Origin of the sequence: Psychrobacillus sp. FSL H8-0484 (genome assembly GCF_038005325.1) — a bacterium.
Lineage (GTDB): Bacteria > Bacillota > Bacilli > Bacillales_A > Planococcaceae > Psychrobacillus.
In genome coordinates this window covers 3,890,258-3,908,205 of sequence record NZ_JBBOSZ010000001.1, presented here as the reverse complement: position 1 = coordinate 3,908,205, position 17,948 = coordinate 3,890,258, and the positions used below count along the sequence as shown (strand labels likewise).

20 protein-coding genes and 1 pseudogene are annotated in these 17,948 nt (G+C 34.1%); 16 read left to right on the top strand and 5 right to left on the bottom strand.

Going from position 1 to position 17,948, the window contains the following annotated elements:
- Positions 1–5: 5 nt before the first annotated feature.
- From MHH81_RS19250 to MHH81_RS19225, 6 genes are all read left to right on the top strand, one after another.
- Positions 6–674: a hypothetical protein gene (locus tag MHH81_RS19250; RefSeq protein ID WP_340924501.1), complete on the top strand. Its 669-nt coding sequence runs from the start codon at positions 6–8 to the stop codon at positions 672–674.
- Positions 675–678: 4 nt separating this feature from the next.
- Positions 679–1,293, top strand: coding sequence for an HNH endonuclease (locus tag MHH81_RS19245; protein ID WP_340924498.1), 615 nt, complete (start codon positions 679–681; stop codon positions 1,291–1,293).
- A gap of 820 nt (positions 1,294–2,113) precedes the next feature.
- The gene (locus tag MHH81_RS19240) at positions 2,114–2,362 is read left to right on the top strand and encodes an acyl carrier protein (protein ID WP_340924496.1); all 249 of its coding nucleotides are present in this window, start codon (positions 2,114–2,116) and stop codon (positions 2,360–2,362) included.
- Positions 2,355–3,749 (top strand): AMP-binding protein, encoded by a 1,395-nt coding sequence (locus tag MHH81_RS19235; RefSeq protein ID WP_340924494.1) that lies wholly within the window; start codon positions 2,355–2,357, stop codon positions 3,747–3,749. Before MHH81_RS19240 ends, MHH81_RS19235 begins: the two co-directional genes overlap by 8 nt.
- A 253-nt stretch (positions 3,750–4,002) precedes the next feature.
- Positions 4,003–5,454, top strand: coding sequence for an MBOAT family O-acyltransferase (locus MHH81_RS19230; protein WP_340924492.1), 1,452 nt, complete (start codon positions 4,003–4,005; stop codon positions 5,452–5,454).
- Positions 5,455–5,483: 29 nt separating this feature from the next.
- The gene (locus MHH81_RS19225; protein ID WP_340924490.1) at positions 5,484–6,455 is read left to right on the top strand and encodes a hypothetical protein; all 972 of its coding nucleotides are present in this window, start codon (positions 5,484–5,486) and stop codon (positions 6,453–6,455) included.
- 477 nt (positions 6,456–6,932) lie between these two features.
- Here the strand turns inward: MHH81_RS19225 and MHH81_RS19220 are convergent, their stop codons facing one another.
- Entirely contained in the window at positions 6,933–7,148 is a 216-nt protein-coding gene (locus MHH81_RS19220; RefSeq protein ID WP_340924487.1) for a hypothetical protein, read from the bottom strand.
- A 423-nt stretch (positions 7,149–7,571) separates the two neighbouring features.
- Between MHH81_RS19220 and MHH81_RS19215 the strand changes: the two genes are divergently transcribed.
- The 6 genes from MHH81_RS19215 to MHH81_RS19190 all read left to right on the top strand — a co-directional run bounded on the left by MHH81_RS19215 (position 7,572) and on the right by MHH81_RS19190 (position 10,697).
- The gene (locus MHH81_RS19215) at positions 7,572–7,736 is read left to right on the top strand and encodes a hypothetical protein (RefSeq protein WP_340924484.1); all 165 of its coding nucleotides are present in this window, start codon (positions 7,572–7,574) and stop codon (positions 7,734–7,736) included.
- A gap of 191 nt (positions 7,737–7,927) precedes the next feature.
- Positions 7,928–8,161: a hypothetical protein gene (locus MHH81_RS19210; RefSeq protein WP_340924482.1), complete on the top strand. Its 234-nt coding sequence runs from the start codon at positions 7,928–7,930 to the stop codon at positions 8,159–8,161.
- Positions 8,162–8,190: 29 nt separating this feature from the next.
- On the top strand, positions 8,191–8,955 hold the full coding sequence (locus MHH81_RS19205) for an ion channel (RefSeq protein WP_340924479.1): 765 nt from the start codon (positions 8,191–8,193) through the stop codon (positions 8,953–8,955).
- A 185-nt stretch (positions 8,956–9,140) separates the two neighbouring features.
- Entirely contained in the window at positions 9,141–9,692 is a 552-nt protein-coding gene (locus MHH81_RS19200; RefSeq protein WP_340924476.1) for an SF0329 family protein, read from the top strand.
- Positions 9,693–9,852: 160 nt separating this feature from the next.
- A complete protein-coding gene (locus MHH81_RS19195) occupies positions 9,853–10,335 on the top strand; it encodes a hypothetical protein (RefSeq protein WP_340924474.1) in 483 nt (160 codons plus the stop codon).
- 26 nt (positions 10,336–10,361) lie between these two features.
- Positions 10,362–10,697, top strand: a complete 336-nt coding sequence (locus MHH81_RS19190; RefSeq protein WP_340924471.1) for a hypothetical protein — start codon at positions 10,362–10,364, stop codon at positions 10,695–10,697.
- Between the two features lie 140 nt (positions 10,698–10,837).
- Here MHH81_RS19190 and MHH81_RS19185 read toward each other — a convergent pair whose 3' ends face one another.
- The 4 genes and pseudogenes from MHH81_RS19185 to MHH81_RS19170 form a co-directional block, all read right to left on the bottom strand.
- Entirely contained in the window at positions 10,838–11,746 is a 909-nt protein-coding gene (locus MHH81_RS19185; protein WP_340924468.1) for an ATP-binding cassette domain-containing protein, read from the bottom strand.
- A 23-nt stretch (positions 11,747–11,769) separates the two neighbouring features.
- Entirely contained in the window at positions 11,770–12,963 is a 1,194-nt protein-coding gene (locus MHH81_RS19180) for an ABC transporter permease (RefSeq protein WP_340924466.1), read from the bottom strand.
- A 12-nt stretch (positions 12,964–12,975) separates the two neighbouring features.
- Complete coding sequence (locus MHH81_RS19175) at positions 12,976–14,094, bottom strand: ABC transporter (RefSeq protein ID WP_340924464.1); 1,119 nt, start codon at positions 14,092–14,094, stop codon at positions 12,976–12,978.
- Between the two features lie 70 nt (positions 14,095–14,164).
- A pseudogene (locus MHH81_RS19170) lies at positions 14,165–14,604 on the bottom strand (heteromeric transposase endonuclease subunit TnsA); the annotation flags it as partial.
- 317 nt (positions 14,605–14,921) lie between these two features.
- Between MHH81_RS19170 and MHH81_RS19165 the strand changes: the two are divergent.
- The 4 genes from MHH81_RS19165 (at position 14,922) to MHH81_RS19150 (ending at position 17,604) form a co-directional block, all read left to right on the top strand.
- Entirely contained in the window at positions 14,922–15,728 is an 807-nt protein-coding gene (locus MHH81_RS19165; protein ID WP_340924462.1) for a substrate-binding domain-containing protein, read from the top strand.
- Between the two features lie 41 nt (positions 15,729–15,769).
- Positions 15,770–16,243 (top strand): hypothetical protein, encoded by a 474-nt coding sequence (locus MHH81_RS19160; protein WP_340924460.1) that lies wholly within the window; start codon positions 15,770–15,772, stop codon positions 16,241–16,243.
- A gap of 96 nt (positions 16,244–16,339) precedes the next feature.
- Positions 16,340–16,885 carry an RNA polymerase sigma factor gene (locus MHH81_RS19155; RefSeq protein ID WP_340924458.1) on the top strand — a complete coding sequence of 182 codons (546 nt, stop codon included), beginning with the start codon at positions 16,340–16,342 and terminating at the stop codon, positions 16,883–16,885.
- On the top strand, positions 16,882–17,604 hold the full coding sequence (locus tag MHH81_RS19150) for an anti-sigma factor (protein WP_340924455.1): 723 nt from the start codon (positions 16,882–16,884) through the stop codon (positions 17,602–17,604). Before MHH81_RS19155 ends, MHH81_RS19150 begins: the two co-directional genes overlap by 4 nt.
- The last annotated feature ends 344 nt before the right edge of the window (positions 17,605–17,948 follow it).

Below are 17,948 nucleotides of genomic sequence, written 5' to 3'. Positions count from 1 at the left end.
TGCTGATGGAAAAAGTGTTTAACATAGGGATAATCGATGATGATTCATCTAAAGTAACCCAAATAATGGTTAAATTATTTGAGGGGTTTGGTAAGGCAACGTCTGAAAAACAAGAAAAATATTCTATGTATAAATTTTTTCCAATAGAACTTGAGATAAAAGATGAACTTGATGAAATGATACAACAAGTCTTAGAGGAAAAGCTTGATTGTGTCCTAGTGGATTACAAATTATCATCATATAAAAATGTAGGTTATTCAGGTGTGGAATTTGCAAAAATACTTGGGGAAGCACTTTTTGATTTTCCAATATTTATTTTAACCTCTTACGAAGACGATCTTTTTTTGAATGAAATATTCAATGCGTATCAAGTATTTGATTTTGGAAGATATTTAAACGAAGAATCAGAAAGAATTGAATTAAATTATAAAATTATTGAACAAATATTAAAGACAAAAAAACAAAAGCAAAAATGGGAAGAAGAAATAAAAAAATTATTACCTTTAGCTGGTCAATCGCAAGAAATTGATTCTCAATTACTGGATTTAGATGCGAAATTAGAGAAGTCGATAAATGGCAAAAATGCTATTCCTGATAAAATAAAAAAAGATTTAGATTCTAATAAACTAACCGAATTATTAAATAAAATTGATGATATTTTAGGGAAGGAGTAATACTTTGGATAGTCTGAAGGGGAAAAAACCTATTAGATCACTAACAGGAGAAGTTTGGCGAACCAATAAAATGAATAAAAAAAAGTTGGCTGAGGATTTTGATAATAAATGTGCCTACTGCGATGATCTCGACATTTATAGCGGAGGTTATAATGTATATCATGTAGAACATTTTGCACCCAAGGATAAATTTAAAGAACTTGAGTTTACATATGAAAATTTGTTATATAGTTGTCCTTATTGCAATATATCAAAATCTAATAAGTGGGTAGGAAGTACTTTTAAAGAAAATGTTGTTGGAGAGCAAGGATTTGTAGACCCTTGTACAGACGAATATTACATTCATCTTGGAAGAGATGAACACGGTAATATTGTTTATAGAACGTTATTAGGCCAGTATATATACGAAGAGTTAAAGTTATTTCTCAAGAGACATAGAATTCTTTGTAATTTAGAGAAAATACGACTAAAAAAAAATCTATTGAAGGCAAAAATTGATGAAAAAAAATATAAAAATGAAGATTATGTAGAATTAGATGAGTTTTATAAAGATTTGTGTGTTGTTTTTTGCGAATATTATGATTTAATATTTGAGGAAGAATTTGCACATACAAGCTAGTAATTAAGCTTATCATTTTTTTATTTCTTATTGTGAATTTTAGTACTTAGATTTATAGATAAATATAAATATTAATATCTTAATATTTATGCACTAAGTGAGAACATAAATGTTATTTAATATTTATTCCACCACGTAATTATATTTTTAGTTCTTTTATATTTTGATCAAACTTTTTTATAAAAACTACATATAGATTTCTCATCTAAGAAATCATTTTGATCAATCTTTTTTCAAAATGTGTGAGTTTCTTCTATTATATAATCAACATTTGTAGCAAACTTTTAATCAAACTTTATTCCAAACCTACATCACCTGTTTGCATACAACTCAATCGTGACGTAAAAACTGGTTAGATTACTAACCAGTTTTTTTATTTATTGCGTGAGTTGTTGACCTTTTGAAAAGCGATATGTTAGAATCATATCTGAAAATGATTCTCGTTATCAAGAAAAGATAATGAAAATGTGCTAATAAGTGCTGTCTCGATGAAAAATAACAGAATTATTGATTTGAATAGTCCATAATGGTTGCGCATTTTGTCCATTATTTCTTCCATCGATATTCTAAATATTTTTCTTCGAGCTAGAGTGCTTTTTTCAGTACTTAATAAAATCGGGCTAAAGTGTGCATTATCCTCGACAAAAAAGTATAACTTCAGACAGATCTAATATGGATTAGGTTACCGAAAATTTGAGGTGCATCATCTTCAAGATGTGGTTGCTGAACCCTAGAAAATTTGTCAGATATAGATACTGTTTGAGCTAACAAGTTCTTCACACAGATACAGGAGAAAGTAATTATTGAAAGGGTGTAAATTATGAGAAATATCGAAAAATATAGAAATGCATTTATCAATGCGCTAGATTTGGAGGAAGATGATGTATGTGAAAATTTAGCACTTGGAGTAACAAGAGAATGGGATTCAATTGGACTTATGACACTCATTTCTGAGATTGAGGAAGTTTTTGATGTCTCATTAGATTCTGAATGGATTACAGAGTTCGATTCTTACCTGTCAGGAATGGAGCTATTGAAACGTTTGGGAGTGGACTTTATTAATGAATAGTTTCAAAAAATTTGAGGAGTTTGGGAACCGCACCGCTGTATATGCTGAACGAGAATATTCTTACTCTGAAATGTTAGAAATCGCTGACGCTATCTGTGGTCAAGTAGGTGAAAGAACGCTCGTTTTTTGTTTATGTTCAAATAATAAAGAGTCTTTATTTGGCTACGTGGGCTTTATTAGAGGTGGCGTTGTACCTGTACTTTTGGATGCATCCATCCATATTGATCGGTTGCACAGACTGATTAACCTTTATAAGCCTACATACATTTGGGCGAGTAGTGAAAATCAAGACCTATTAAAAGAAATGGATAGTTCATTTGTGTTTGGAGATTACACATTATTTAGATGTCCGACATTTTTCCAACATGATCTTGATGAACATCTTGCGCTCCTTTTAACAACCTCTGGAAGTACTGGCAGCCCAAAATTTGTTCGCTTAAGTTATGAAAATATTTTCAAAAATGCTGAATCCATAGTGAAGTACCTTGACATCAATGCAGACGATAAACCTATAACAACACTTCCAATGAATTACTCCTATGGTCTTTCTATCATCAATAGTCATTTCATATGCGGGGCGACAATAATTGTAACGGATGCATCTATCATGAAAAAAGAGTTTTGGGAATTATGTAGAGAGCAACGGGTAACAACTTTTGGAGGAGTTCCTTTCGTGTATGAGATGCTTAATAGGCTGAAGTTTGAAGAGTTTAATCTTCCAAGTTTAAAAAAACTAACTCAAGCAGGTGGAAAATTAAGCACAACTCTATCGTACAAATTTGCCAAATTATGTAATCAGAAAGGGATTCAATTTTTCACCATGTACGGTCAAACTGAAGCAACGGCTCGGATGACCTATTTACCATGTGAAAAAAATCTTGAAAAAGTCGGTAGTATTGGTATTGCCATTCCAGATGGAGAACTGATTCTGCATGATGACAATGGCAACAAAATTACAGCGCCTAATGTTATCGGCGAATTGATATACAAAGGAGCAAATGTTTCTTTGGGGTATGCTGAGTCGTTATTCGATCTTTCGAAAAAAGATGAGAACAACGGTATTTTGCGCACAGGTGATATGGCTTACTTTGATCAGGATGGTTATTTTTTTATAGCCGGCCGAATCAAAAGAATGATTAAAGTCTATGGAAACCGTATCAGCCTGGATGAAGTTGAAGGACTTTTAAATGAGCATGGTCATGTTTGTATCTGCGCTGGGACGGATGACCAAATGTATATTTACACATTAAAAGAAGATCGTGTTCAAATTAAAAAAATAATTAAGGAAAAATTAAACTTAAAGGGCTTTGAGATTATGAAAATTGAGGATATCCCACGTAATCATTTTGGAAAAATCCTCTATTCCGAGTTACCTAAATATGGATAATCGATAATCGCCTGAATCCATAACAGGAAATGTGATACACGTGACAAAACCTTAAATACTGAGATCTGAAACTGAGTGTGCCACCTTCTAGGTGAAACATTGAAATGCCGTGAAACTACATTAGTACATGGTTTATTATTTCTTAAGCGTTTCGTCGACACATTTCAGGGTTTCACGCAACTTGGACAACTTTAGGGTTGTTTTTTGTCTCGTTTTATGAAAAATCTTAAGTTTATTTTTATCAGGTGATTGGATGACATTTATATCAATTGAGTTTCTTCTATTTCTCGCAATAATCGTTTTTACTTATTATTTAATCCCACATCGATTGAGATGGATTCTTTTATTAGTAGCAAGTTACGTTTTTTACGCTATCTTGAGTATCCAATTTATACCGTTACTACTTGCAAGCACAGCTTTTACTTATTTTACTGGAATTATAATTGAAAAACAGGAGACAAGAAAACAGAAGAAAAAAGTCATGCTATTTGGTATTTCTGTATTATTGTTTTTTCTCGGTTGGTTTAAATATTTTAATTTTGTAAATGACTCACTTCGAGCGATTGCAAAATACATGGATTGGAATTATACCGTACCATACCAAGAAATTGTCCTACCATTAGCCATTTCTTTTTATACATTTCAGGCAGTAAGTTATCTTGTGGATATCTACTATGGAAAGCAAAAGGCAGAAAGACATTACGGCTATTTTTCAATATTTTTTGCATTTTTTCCACAATTGGTTGCTGGGCCGATTGAACGTGCTAAGAAATTGCTTCCGCAATTTAAAGTTGAACAGAATTTTAATTATGAAAATTTAAGCTATGGGATGAAGCGAATCGCATGGGGTTTTTTTAAGAAGACATTAATTGCAGATCGACTAGCCCCAATTGTATCAAGTGTTTTCGATAGTCCTAACCCGACTGGTTCACAAATCGTACTAGCTACTATTCTATTCTCGTTACAATTGTTCGCTGATTTTTCAGCATGCAGTGACATTGCCATCGGTTGTGCAAGAATGCTAGGGATAAATTTGACAGAAAACTTTAAGCAACCGCACTTTGCTGTTTCGATATCGGATTTTTGGAGTAGATGGCATATAACGCTCTCTACATGGCTCAGGGACTATGTCTTTGTCCCGTTATGTAAGGGCAAAAAGAAGAGAAGTGAAATTTATTTAGCAATTCTTATTACTTTTTTAGTAAGCGGCATTTGGCACGGAGCCGCTTGGAATTTTGTTTTATGGGGTCTAATTCATGGGTTTTATCGCGTGTTTGGAGATTATACAAAACATTTTCGTGCAAAAATGGCTTCATTTATTCAATTGGATAGAAGTCCGGTGCTGCATAAATGGGTGAAAATTGCAATAACTTTCCTACTAGTTTGCTTTTCTAGAGTTTTTTTTCGATCGGATTCCGTTACACATGCATTTGAAAATGCACAGCTTTTCTTAACAATTAACTCCTGGAGACCATCAGAAATTGTTAAAGCATTTGAAATATTTTCGTTACTAGATTTAGTGATTTTCATTTTTTTCTTTATTATTGTACAAATTTTTCAATATATCGAAAGAAAAAATGTTTCAACATGGGAATGGCTATCGCAGCGCTCGATATTCGCTAGATTTGCATTTTATATTTTTATCATTGTTTCAGTCCTTATATTCGGTGTTTCGGGAAATGGGTTTGTTTATGGTGGATTTTAATCTAAATACAAATTACATGGAAAATTTGGTTGAGTTTTATTCGTGAGCCATTCAGTAATTTTAGTAAAAGAAGCACTGTATTGAAAGGATTTGCTATGCGACGTTTATTCATTAAGTTAACTATTATCATTACTGTTGTTTTACTACTGTTTATGCCGGTAAATAACTTTGTAAAGCATTCTCATGATTACAACATAGACCATGCAATACTGGCGTTTAAGAAACATCCATATCCAGTTGATATCATCAATCTAGGTGCATCTCATTCAATGTATGGTTATTATTTTAAGCCTACTGGTTTGTCCCATCTGGACTTAGCACTTCCTGGTCAGACGATTCAGTACGACTATAAATTGCTGAGAGAGTATGGCAAGTATCTTAAACCTGGTGGTGTAGTCATCGTTTCCATCTCTCAAATTACTTTCGCAAATTCTGAGACCAAGAACGTAGGAAATTATTATAAAATTTTGGATCGTACCGAAATTGAACCGTTTCGTTTAATTGATTATTACAGTTACTTGTACTTACCTGGGTCAAATAGTGGGAGTTTTAATTCTGCGCTCTCGGGTAAATTGAAAAACTTTAAATGGAATTCTCATCAACCTTGGGCAAATAACGGTAAAAACTATTCGGAAAGAAAGTATGCGAAAGTAGAAGCACAATATAGAGAAGCGGTTGAAAACGATAACATTGAACGAAATGTGAAGCAGTTAAAAGAGATAGTAGATTATTGTAATGAGAAAGGCTACCGAGTAATATTAACCATGGAGCCAGCACATCAGTCTTATCAAGAATATTTCAATGAAGAAGTAATGAATAGACTTGTTTTTCAGTACTTAAATGCTCTTGAATTAGATGTCCCTTTTTTAAATTATATGAGTGATCAAAGATTCGTAGACAACAGAGATTATTTTATCGATCCAGATCATTTAAACAGCGAGGGAAGAAAAATTTATTCTTGGATAGTTTACAAGGACCTCAAGAAATTGGGCTATTTGTGAGTGATTTAAATTACTTGATATTAACTTATTTAAACGTGGAAGATTTATTTTCAATTGATGCCCATTTAAACGGGGTGTAACATAGTTTGTGCTATCATCTCCTGGAAGACAAGAATTGAAATACAATTCTTAGTTAAAAGGGAGATTTTTTTTATGTCTACAATGACAAAAGATGTGATTAAAATTAGGTGAAATCCAACATTTTTATGGAATCATGTCAAAAAGCAATACTTTCAATATTTTTCGATTTAATTAGAGAAAAAACCCTGAATAGGGCACTTTTTTTTAAGTGTCTACTATTCGGGGTTCAGTTCAAATAATTGAATGTCTCCTTTTTTTTACATAAATTATAGCGATAATCTCTTTTTTTCATTTGACCAAATAGTGGTATTTCTTGTGCGACTAAACTGCCAGTTAGTCCAATAAAAAAGACTACCAAAGTAGAACCCCAGAAATCCAAAGGTCTCTGGGGTTTTATTATGTATTTTTCTCTTTTTGCCTTTTGGTTTGTTTATGTCTATAAAGGAATTTACGACCTGTTAGAGAAATAAGTAATAAGATCAGTACTAGTACTAAAACTTGCATATATGATAAATTAAAATATTTAGCACCTGTAACAATTAAAAGTGTAGAAATTGTACCTTTTACAGTGAAAAAAATAATAATCCATAATCCGCCCTTTTTCCAGTTCATTTTTATTTTACCCCTTCCTAGTTTAAATTCATAATATAAAATCAGTGATACTTCTTGAAAGTGATATCTTAATGGAGATATATTACATTAATAAATAAAAAAGTAGATTTTTTAACAAAAATCATGTCAAATTAAATGTGAAGACTGTGACGACTTCATGTTAATGAAATTGATATTCGTTGTCAATTAGTTTGTAAAATTTTTATTCTAAACTTAATTTTCAAAAAAATGTTTCTGATAATCTAAATTTGAGCCACTTTTCAGTTTGAAGAGAAAGGAAAACTATTTTTCAAGTAAAAGATGGCTTTAGTAGGGGATTGTAGAGTTACCAAAGGCAGCTCTTTTTTCTTATAGAACTAGCGTGGAAGGTTGATTAAAGATGATATTATCTATTAACGTGATAATCAGGGAGGTAATAGATATATGGCACATCCATATGAAATATTTGAAGGGACACCTTTATGGGACGTTATTAATAAAGGAATTGATGACCTTGTAGAAAGTAATGACATTGAAGAAATGATTCCAAGAGAATATATCGTTGGCTATCTTTGTAAGTTAATAACAGAATTAGAAACAGAAAAATGAGTAGTCCTTATTGAACTACCATGAAAATAAGTTTCTTCAATAAAAGAAAAGTGACAACAGTTAAGAAGACCCTGCTCAATCGTTAAAAAAAAGAGGAGGGCGTACATTAATAAGTCTATGGATTTCGGTGGACTATTAGTATTGACTACTCTTAACGCAAACAAAATGAAATAACGAAAGGAGAAAAAAACATGGCATATACATTTAAAGATTTGCAAAGGGATTCGCAAGATGAATTCAAAGAGTGGATTGACGAACTTGAAATAAAATTGAACTACACCAAGAAAATTGTAAAACATAACACGATAAAGAGAGAAATCATGTATTGGAAAACACAGATCCTCGAGAACGAAAAGATCAATAAAGTTCGCTGGTTCCTTGAACGTTATCTGCTTGGGGGACAAAAAGATAATGCAAACTTCTAAAAGGTATTCTTTAAAAGGAGGTACAGATATTGTTCGTACTTAGGAAGTTGTATTTTAAGATGACAAGCATTTCCTGGTTGGTATTAACGACATTTACGGTTGGCTTGATTTTATTAAGTACTATTATCTTGCCGTTAATAGAACCCTACACGTTTAGTTCAAATATGGATTCATTTTGGTTTACGATGACAACTATGTTGACAGTTGGGTATGGAGATTTATCGCCTTCTTCAACACTTGGAAGAATCTACACGATTATCTTCCTTTATGTTATAGGAATTGGTTTGTTCGCTACCTTTATTGGAAAGGCAATGGAGAGTTTAACTATCTATAGAAAACTAAAAGAGAAGGGTGATTTAATGTTCGAAGGTGAAAATCATATCGTCATTATTGATTGGTCTCATAAAGCTGAAATCGCAATAAAGAACATCTTGTCGAAAGATAAAAAAGTAGAAATTGTAGTAATAGATACAAATGAGAAGGCATTGGAGATCCATGAAAGAATTCACTATGTCCGTGGGTATGCAACGAATAACGGAACGTTAGAACAGGCAAATATTCAAAAAGCGAAAGCAATTTTAATTTTTGCGGATGATAGAGTAAGTGACCAAGTTTTAACTGATGGAAAATCTCTAATGATTGCATGTGCAGTGGAGAGAATAGCCCCACATGTTAGAACGATTGTAGAGGTTGAACGTGAAGAACACATTGAAAACTTTTCCCATATTAACATTGATAAATTCTTATTGTCTGACGGAACCATTGCTCAATTAGCTGTAGATTCTATCGAATAAACCTTACTAACAAATCTAAATATGTAGTAAAAATAAAGAAAATGGGATGAATAATTGAACTGAACAAATTTAACTTTTATGGAAATTCGTTTAAGGCACTAGTTGCGCATTCCGACCAAAATGTGCAGTAGAAGAAGAGATATAATAATTGTGTAGAAATAGAAGTCAAAAATAGGGAGTAGAGTATGCGTTGGACAAAGACAAAAATGTTAATAGAAAATTTAATATGCGAAAAACTTAACAAACGGTTAAAAATCAATGCAACAAGTTACAATACCTCTCTAGGTGAACATAGAAGAATTTGGATAACTCTAGATAAGAAAGAGATCTTTAATGCTTCATCAGCACATTTTTTATATGCACACGATAAACTTTGGGATGAAGTTCGTAATAGAACAAGTAAACCCTTTCCCGATTGTTTGTATGATTGTTTCCCAGAGTTAGTTGGGAAGGTAAATGATTTAGACTTCTCACTGATGATTTTAGAACAGCGTAATATTTTTAATGTTAACCGTGCATACGATTCATTAGTTCAATACTCTAATTTTTCAATTGAAGATGCTTTAATTTCCAAAGATGTTATTGTTCAAGCTCTTGCATTGATTGATAAAAGGCTGGGTAAAAGGAGATTGGAAAATTTGGAATTTAATTCGGATACTCACCCCTTGGTAATAAAATTCTTCCAAATCAGATGTGAGGGAGAAGGGATTTCTAATTCTAATTTCTTAACAAATTAAATAAAGTCAATAGTTCCTTATTTAACTAATGGTGTGCTTTAGTTAAAGAACGGTAAGTTACTTTGGTAACTCTTCTTTACACTTACGAAACAATTAAGCTCATCGTATAACATTTAAGAACTGGGCAAACTACCTTAAGTTATAAATAAGGTGGAGAATTATGAAAACCCAAAAAAATATTTTTATGTTGGTTTTATTCGTTTTAGTATTAACATTTTCAATTAGTTGGATTGCAAGCAAAGATAAAGAAGAATCTGAGAAAGTCATTGCTGAAGAAAAACGCGAACGAGTTGTTTTACTAAGTGTCCTTTCAGACATAAGGCATCAAATGATTTACTTAATGGCAGATAAAATCACTTGGATGGACTATGAGAACTTTGTTATTCAAGTGGGTGATAGTACACAAGAAGCGTTGTATCGCTTCCCTAAGTGGTATCACGGAAAGTATCCACCTGATCTATTTTACCATGATGTGAATGGCGACACCTTTGGTGACATCATCATTGTACTTAATAATGATAAGGTTGGTAGGGGGAATCCTCGAGAGGACATTCATATTTTGAATTTTATCAAAGAGCGAGAAGAATATGAAGAAGCCCTTATCGAGTCCATTGAAAAGACAAAAAAACGATTAATTCGATAGTGACACTAGAGAAACAGGGCAACATCGTGACGATTCATGTAGACGGTGAGAAGTACACCAACGACATCTCCAAATACAATTTCAGGAACCCACGCGAACCATTTGGCATCGGTTTCGAGCAGATAACCTACTCTGTTGAAAATGGACAACTGTTTGGAAAAGTGCCTGTTTATATTGATCAAGATAGTTTCTCCGGAGGATTAATTGGTTTGCTCAAACTTGCGTACGATTGGAATGGAAAAGAGTATGTTGTCAAGCAGATAAAGTTTTTATTTTATAAATCTGATGATGAACAATTTTTCTTCCCATCCAATCTTCAACTATCGGAGTGTTTTAGTATAGGGGCTATGATTTTCTATTAGAATCAGCATTTGTAGCTAACTTTTTACCCAAACTCTACTGGAAAATAAAAATAATCGTATTCAAGAAAATCATTCCTTAAATACGATTTTATAAAATTATTATATAAGAATATGTCTATATTGGTATTTTTCATATAAACTCATCCTTCTTGATAATACATTGAATACAAGTCATTTAATGTTACTTTTCCAAAACTAAACTCTGCTATTTGATTTTCTTTAAGAAATTCTACAATATTTCCTAATTTCCCTGAATCATATCCGCGGACATCTATTAGAGTAACGCCATTTGGCAATGATCGTACGTTTGTTTCTGGAAACTCTTTTGAAAACTTTTCTTTTATCTTATCTGTCACTTCTGTTACTCGAACGGTTGTGATTTCTTTTTCTTCAAACCCTGGGGATATGTCATTAACAAGTATTAACTCTCCATTTTTCATAAAGAAAATGCGATTTGCATACTTTTCTAAATTATCTAATAAATGAGAAGCTACAATAACCGTTTTTCCTTCAATTTTCTTTTTAACTAGTATTTGCGAAATAAGTTCGACATGAGTAGGGTCCAATCCATTCATCACTTCGTCCATTAACATAACTTGGGTATCTGACACAATTTGCATCGCAAAACAAAGTCTTTGGCGCATACCCAAAGAATACATTCCAGTACTCTTATTTATATATGATGCCATTCCCAGTTCTTTTATCGTACTGTCAATCAATTTTGGATTACTATTCCACATAGAAGAAAAAATTTTTAAATGCTCTTTTCCGGAAATCTGATTATATAAGTCACTTTGATCTGGCATCATGGATACTAGTTGATGAATTTTCACTTCATTATTTTTATTTGTATATTCTAACTTGTGATTTAAAATGACTTTCCCGCTATTTGGATTGATATAATTCATAATTACATTCATAAGCGTCGACTTCCCCGTTCCATTGGGGGCTACCAAACCAATTATCTCTCCTGGATTGAACATCACAGAAACATCTTTTAAAATATCTCTACCTGAAAACTGAACACCAATATTTTTTAATTCAATCATATCTTCCCTCCATTCCTATGAAACTAAAATAACTTAAACTTTCTTCGATGACTGATCAAAAAAGTGAAGAACAGAAAAATACACGTACTCAATCCCAGTACGGAGAGTCCAGTTCCAAATGTGAGTGCTTCAGAACCATAGAGGTAGTTCCGATACCCCGAAATAATCTGTCCTGCCTGAACATAACTCGTGGGATACCATTGAACATTTCGAATGGCACCAATTCCTCTACTGAAGTACATAAATTCAGCAATAACAAACACGCAACCTACCAATAGATTTGCAAACTCGTTTTTTAACGTCACACTTACAAGTAGTAGCAATGTAATGATGAATAAAAACCAGAAAACAATGAATAGCATGTTCTGAATGAGATATTCGCCCATCATTATATTTAAAAATAATTTTTCACCAACAAAATAAATCGGAACAGGCAAATCAAAATCACCAAACCCATTTCGTGCCCCTATTATTAATAGACCTACGGAAAGCGGGATAATTGCCAGGAAGCTTCCCAGTAAGGAAACTCCTCCTTTAACTATCAACTTTCTCCAATCTGAAAGTGGTAAACCTTGTAACAGTGTTGGATTCCGCCGATCCTTCAACACAACATCCACTGTGAAGAGTATACAGCTAACAATGAGAATTAGCGGCAGGTAAGTATGTAACAGACGCTGCAATGTTTGTAACGCTGTCCTTTCCTCGAAAACATTTACAGATAAATCTGATTTCCCATCTGCATATCCTTCGTAACGACTTGCAGAATATAAATACGCATAATGTCCGTCCATCACTGCGTAAATGTTTCCATAGGTGTAATACCCCGGATTGTAGAATAGGACATCACCTCCATAACGATAAATGATTGTATCAGAGTACGTATACCACTTAAATGTAGCCTCAGCATACTTTTTCAGATTGTGCTGTTTGATAGCGTCTAATCTGTCTTTATCGTATTCATTCCATTCTGGGAATATTGCAGCAGCAAATCCGGTTAAAGGGTGCGTCCCTTCATTAATCACAACATTATTTAGAAATTCTTCCCTAGTTAAATACCTTGCCTCTATTTCACTTACCTCTACTTTTTCAATAGGATCATATTCTGGAGCTATTTTTAGTGCATAATAACATGAGAAGAAAAGTAGAATGACATAAATTGCGATATTCTTTTTATTGCTCATAAATTGAAAAAACTCCATCTTAAAATAAGCCCGCATTACCTCACTCCCCTATACCTTTTTTAGTTTCCCAGTAGTCAAAAATAACTTTACAGCGACTACCATTATGACAATACTTATCCCGATATAAATAAGTCCATGCGTGCTATTTAAGGCGACTGGGTTGGCAAGGTCGAGCGTCTGTCCATTCAATAGGCTAGAAAAGTTCAAATAGTTAAATGGATTAAATGGAATAAGGTTCATCATGTTTGGAAATAACATAGGGAAAACATACAATAACAATTCCAAAAACAGCGTCAAGTACATATTCTTCAATAAAACATTTAAAATTACTGACAGTAGTATTGTAAAAATGGAAATACAAATCATATAAAGTATAGATATACCTAGGTATTTGTATATTGGATAAACATCAAAAATACCATCAAAAATAGCAATTGGATAGGAAGGGTCCCCTAATCCCTTAAAATAAACCAATGGCAGGCTGCAAACAAATAACTCCAAGAGAAATACAACAACTAGGAGCATGGATGAGATACATTTAGCTATAACGTACTTATCAAACGTTATTGGATACCCCTTAATCAAAGACGTATGTTGGAATTCTTCTACCATGATCCCACATGAATAAATGCTCATGAAAATAAACCAAACGGAGCCAAGCATACCAAATAGATAAACGAGAAATGGAAAAAAAGAAAAGGAATTAGTGGATAATGGAATTCCTGTTTTCTTTATGTATTGATAGAATGCACTGTCCAATTGATTTTCTGTTTTGGTAGGTAGATTACTCGCAACCTTATCAAATCCCTCCATATCAAAGGAATTAGCTCTTAAATTGGTAAGATCTATTGCTGTATCCAAAAACAATTCCGGTCGATCCATTTTTACTGCCATTCTTTGCTTAGATACAAATTGTTGCTGAAGTACTAAATTTTTATATAAGTCGCTGCCATTCCCACTATCAGTAGCGTCTACAATTTGAAATTTGGTCAACGCTGAAGAAAGCGATTGATATTCACCCGATTTTCCTTTTATCGAGTTTCCTAAATCCTCCGTTTTCACAAATAAAATCAAGCCAAAAACAAATACTGCCACGATAATACAAGTAAATATATTTTTTTTATTTGATTTCTCTAGGATAAATAAGGTCTTTAAAATTTTCCACATAGGCATCCCCCGAATATAGAAATTCTTGAAGAAAACAGCTTACTCTAATCTCTGTAATAAATAAGTACCTATCGCAATAATCATAGATATAGCTAATGTTCTGTGCCATCCTCTTATCGATTTCCTCTCAATCTCAAACTCTTCCAACACTCGTTCATCCAATAATTTGTCCTTCATTTTAATCGTTTGAGCAACCTCAAATACACCTTGCCCTTTATTCACTGTTAACACGAAATCCATTGTCATCACAATTGGTTCATCCAACGGTAATAAAGGAAACTGCTCTCAAATGCAGATGGAATCATCAGAAAATTCAGTCATATGAAAATAGTCTTGTTCCAAATCTGATTAAAACTAATACTGTCTACTAGTCTTAATACCTTTTAATCTCGTTAACAGACCTTTTAAAGAATGTCTTGAGTTTTCAACCAAGGTGTTAATCTGCTCCAATACCTGAACCACGACCTTGCTTAAGCACTTATCTATTTCAGATGTTCTTTTCTTTAGGATATAAAAATACCACTTTATACAATATTATCCAAATGGGTAAAAAGATGCAACTTTATTACAAACAGTTAAACTTTATTCAAAACCAGTGCCGCGATGATTATTGCTCTTATTAATAAAGCTTGTTGAAAAAAACGGTACTTCCTTAACAAGCTAGGTACCTGCGAAGGAACACCTTTATTTATTCTTCACCAGACTAATTTTAAATAGATTTATGAAACTTTCTAACTATTTTGTAATTATAATCAAACCGTTTACAGTTTCTCTTCGTTTCCTTTGATAGTACCGTTAAAAAACATGTATGAAATGGAGGAGGAATCATGAAGAAGACCGTGTTTCTATCAGCTTTACTGCTCTTTGTCATTACGGCTACCGGATTGTCAGCCTATGCAAAAATGGACCGTAAGCCGGCGACCCAGGCGACACCAAGTTCCAGCCAAAGTGATGATCAAGTCATCAGGGTGTACGGACCAGGCGGACCACTTGGACCGATCAAGGAAGCAGCTGAACATTTTTCAGCTGAAACGGGAATCAAGGTGGAAGTAACAGCCGGACCAGAGGCCAATTGGATCAGCCAGGCAAAGCAAGATGCAGATATTATTTTCGGTGGTTCCGAGTATATGCTGCAGGACTTCATCTTTAACCACCCTGAAATGATCGACACTAAATCACGTACGGAGCTTTACATGCGTGCTGCAGGAATATTGGTGAGGAAAGGAAATCCTAAGAAGATTAAAAGCCTGGAAGATTTAACGAAAAATGGAGTCAAAATACTCGATGTGAATGGGGCTGGCCAGCTAGGCCTGTGGGAAGACATGGCAGGCAGAAAAGGGCTAATCGAAGGGATTTCTCAAAATATTAACCTTTCTGTAAAGTCGAGTGCTGAAGGCATTGAACGATGGAAATCGAATTCTAGCCTAGATGCTTGGGTTACCTATGAATCATGGCATTATCGTCTCAAAGATGTGACCGACCTGGTCGAACTGCCTGAGGAAGAGAAGCTCTATCGTGGAACACCGATTGCCATGACCAACATTACAGATCAGAAAAAAGAGGCACAGCAATTTATTGACTATTTAAAAACAGAAGAAGGTCACCAAATCTTTCAAAAATGGGGCTGGAAATAAGGATGAGCCTTGAATCTAATAAATTACTAGGAGGAACAAACATGAAAAAAGGAATTTTTACCCTCGCTTTACTATCGATTATTTTTGTTTTAGCTGCCTGCGGAACAGCCAAGGAGGAAAAACTAGAGACGAGCCAAACTAATCAAACACAAACGAAACAAGAACCAGCTGTCATTCTTCAGCTTTTGAAGAATGACAAAGTTGGAGAATATCTAGCAGATTCACAAGGAAAGACGTTGTATTACTTTACAAAGGACGAAGCTGGAAAAAGCAATTGTAGCGGAGATTGCCTGGCAAACTGGCCAGAATTTACTGAGGAAGATTTCGCCGTCCCAGAAGGTTTTGACAAAAAGGATTTCGGTACAATCACAAGAGCAGACAACTCTAAGAAGCAGGTTACGTATAAAGGCTATCCTCTTTATTATTTTGCAAAAGACCAGCAAAAAGGGGATGTAAACGGACAGGGAGTAAAAGATGTGTGGTATATCGTAAACAGCAAAACTGAATTTAAGTAAGCCTGTCCAGGGAACGATCAATTGCGGTCGTTCCCATTCTTACTTTTACATTAGTATAATGGTAATATATTTTTATCCAATAACAGGGAGTGCCACATGAAAGAAAAACACGATGCGGAATTAATGAGATTGGTAAACGAAAAAAACCGACAAGCATTTGAGGAGCTTTATGATAAGTATATTAAGCTTGTCTACAGCTTCGTTATGAAGTTTTGCAATGGGAATGAGGATAAGGCGAAAGAGATGATTCAGTTGGTCTTTTTAAGGCTATGGACAACAAACAGTCATTACGATCCCGCTCAAGGAAACTTTGTAAATTGGCTCCTCACGATTACTCGTAATATATGCATTGACTACCTCCGCAAAGAGAAGAGGCATATTGAGCACCATCAAGAGGAACATGTAGAGATTGCGGACCCTGCCAATCCAATTGATCAACGAGTAGATATGAATGATATTGCAACAGCGAAAAACAAATTGACGACGGCGCAAAGAAAATTAATCGATTTGCTTTATTGGAAAGGGTATTCTCTCTCAGAAATCGCCAAACTGGAGCAAGAGCCGATCGGAACGATTAAAAGCAGGCTTCACCAGGCTCTTAAAGGATTGAGGAAACATCTGGAACTGGAGGATATAAAATGAGAAGAGATTGTGATCATTTGATTCCATATATAGCAAATGAGCTCAAGGAGAGCGAACACATGGCCTTTGAAAAACATTTAAAGAATTGTAAGGAGTGTAAGAAAGAATTTAAGGAATTGTCCGAGGTGTGGCATGCTTTGCCATTTGATAATACCGAGATCGAGGTACCTGAATCGCTAAAAAGCGAGGTAATGGAGTTTGTTTTTGATCATAAAGAGCAAAGCGGTACTGAAACATTCATGGCTAAGATGAGTATGCTTGTCACGATGTTCAAAAGTCAGTTCACTCCAGTTTCAGCTAGTATCGTTGGTGCCTTGTTGCTCGCGATTACTGTCCTTGGAATAGCGAATGTACAGGAAAAAAATCTCCAGGCCGAAAGTATGCCTATTGAAATATTAACTACTATTCCTTTACAAGCAACCAATCAAAGCCAGACTGGAACAAACGGCATCGCCTATATTGTCCAACAGGGATCAGAGAAAAATTTGGTGGTGCAGGTTAATGACTTTCCAGAAGTCGAAGGTTCACAAGTTTACCAAGTTTGGCTGCTAAAAGATGGCAAGAGAGAAGATGGAGGCATATTTAAGCCAGACGGCAACGGCTCCGGAATACTTACCTACCAGCTCGCTGAAGGGCAGACTTTTGACCAAATCGGTATCACCGTTGAACCAGACGCCAATAGTAGCCAACCAAGGGGAGAAAAAATAGTTGGGTCATAGATGGTAACAGAAAAGGACAGATACATTTTAAATATCTGGCTAACTTTATATTACGAACGTGTGCTAATGTTCAAGAAACTTACCCAAAAATGATCAAGCTTTTTTATGAAAATTTTATCGGGATTCTTTGAAATTGCCGCAATAAAGCAGGTTCATGCGTTATTTTTGATCAAACATTATTCTAAAGCTACAAATTTGTTGAATGACAACAAAGTCGGGTACCGATAAAAATATCATCATAAAAAAAGATGGGGATGTCCAATAAGCCCATAAATTGAAGCAGGTGTAGAAAAACGAGTCTTTTTCTACACCTGTTTTTTGTAGGCAATTGATTGTAGTGAAAG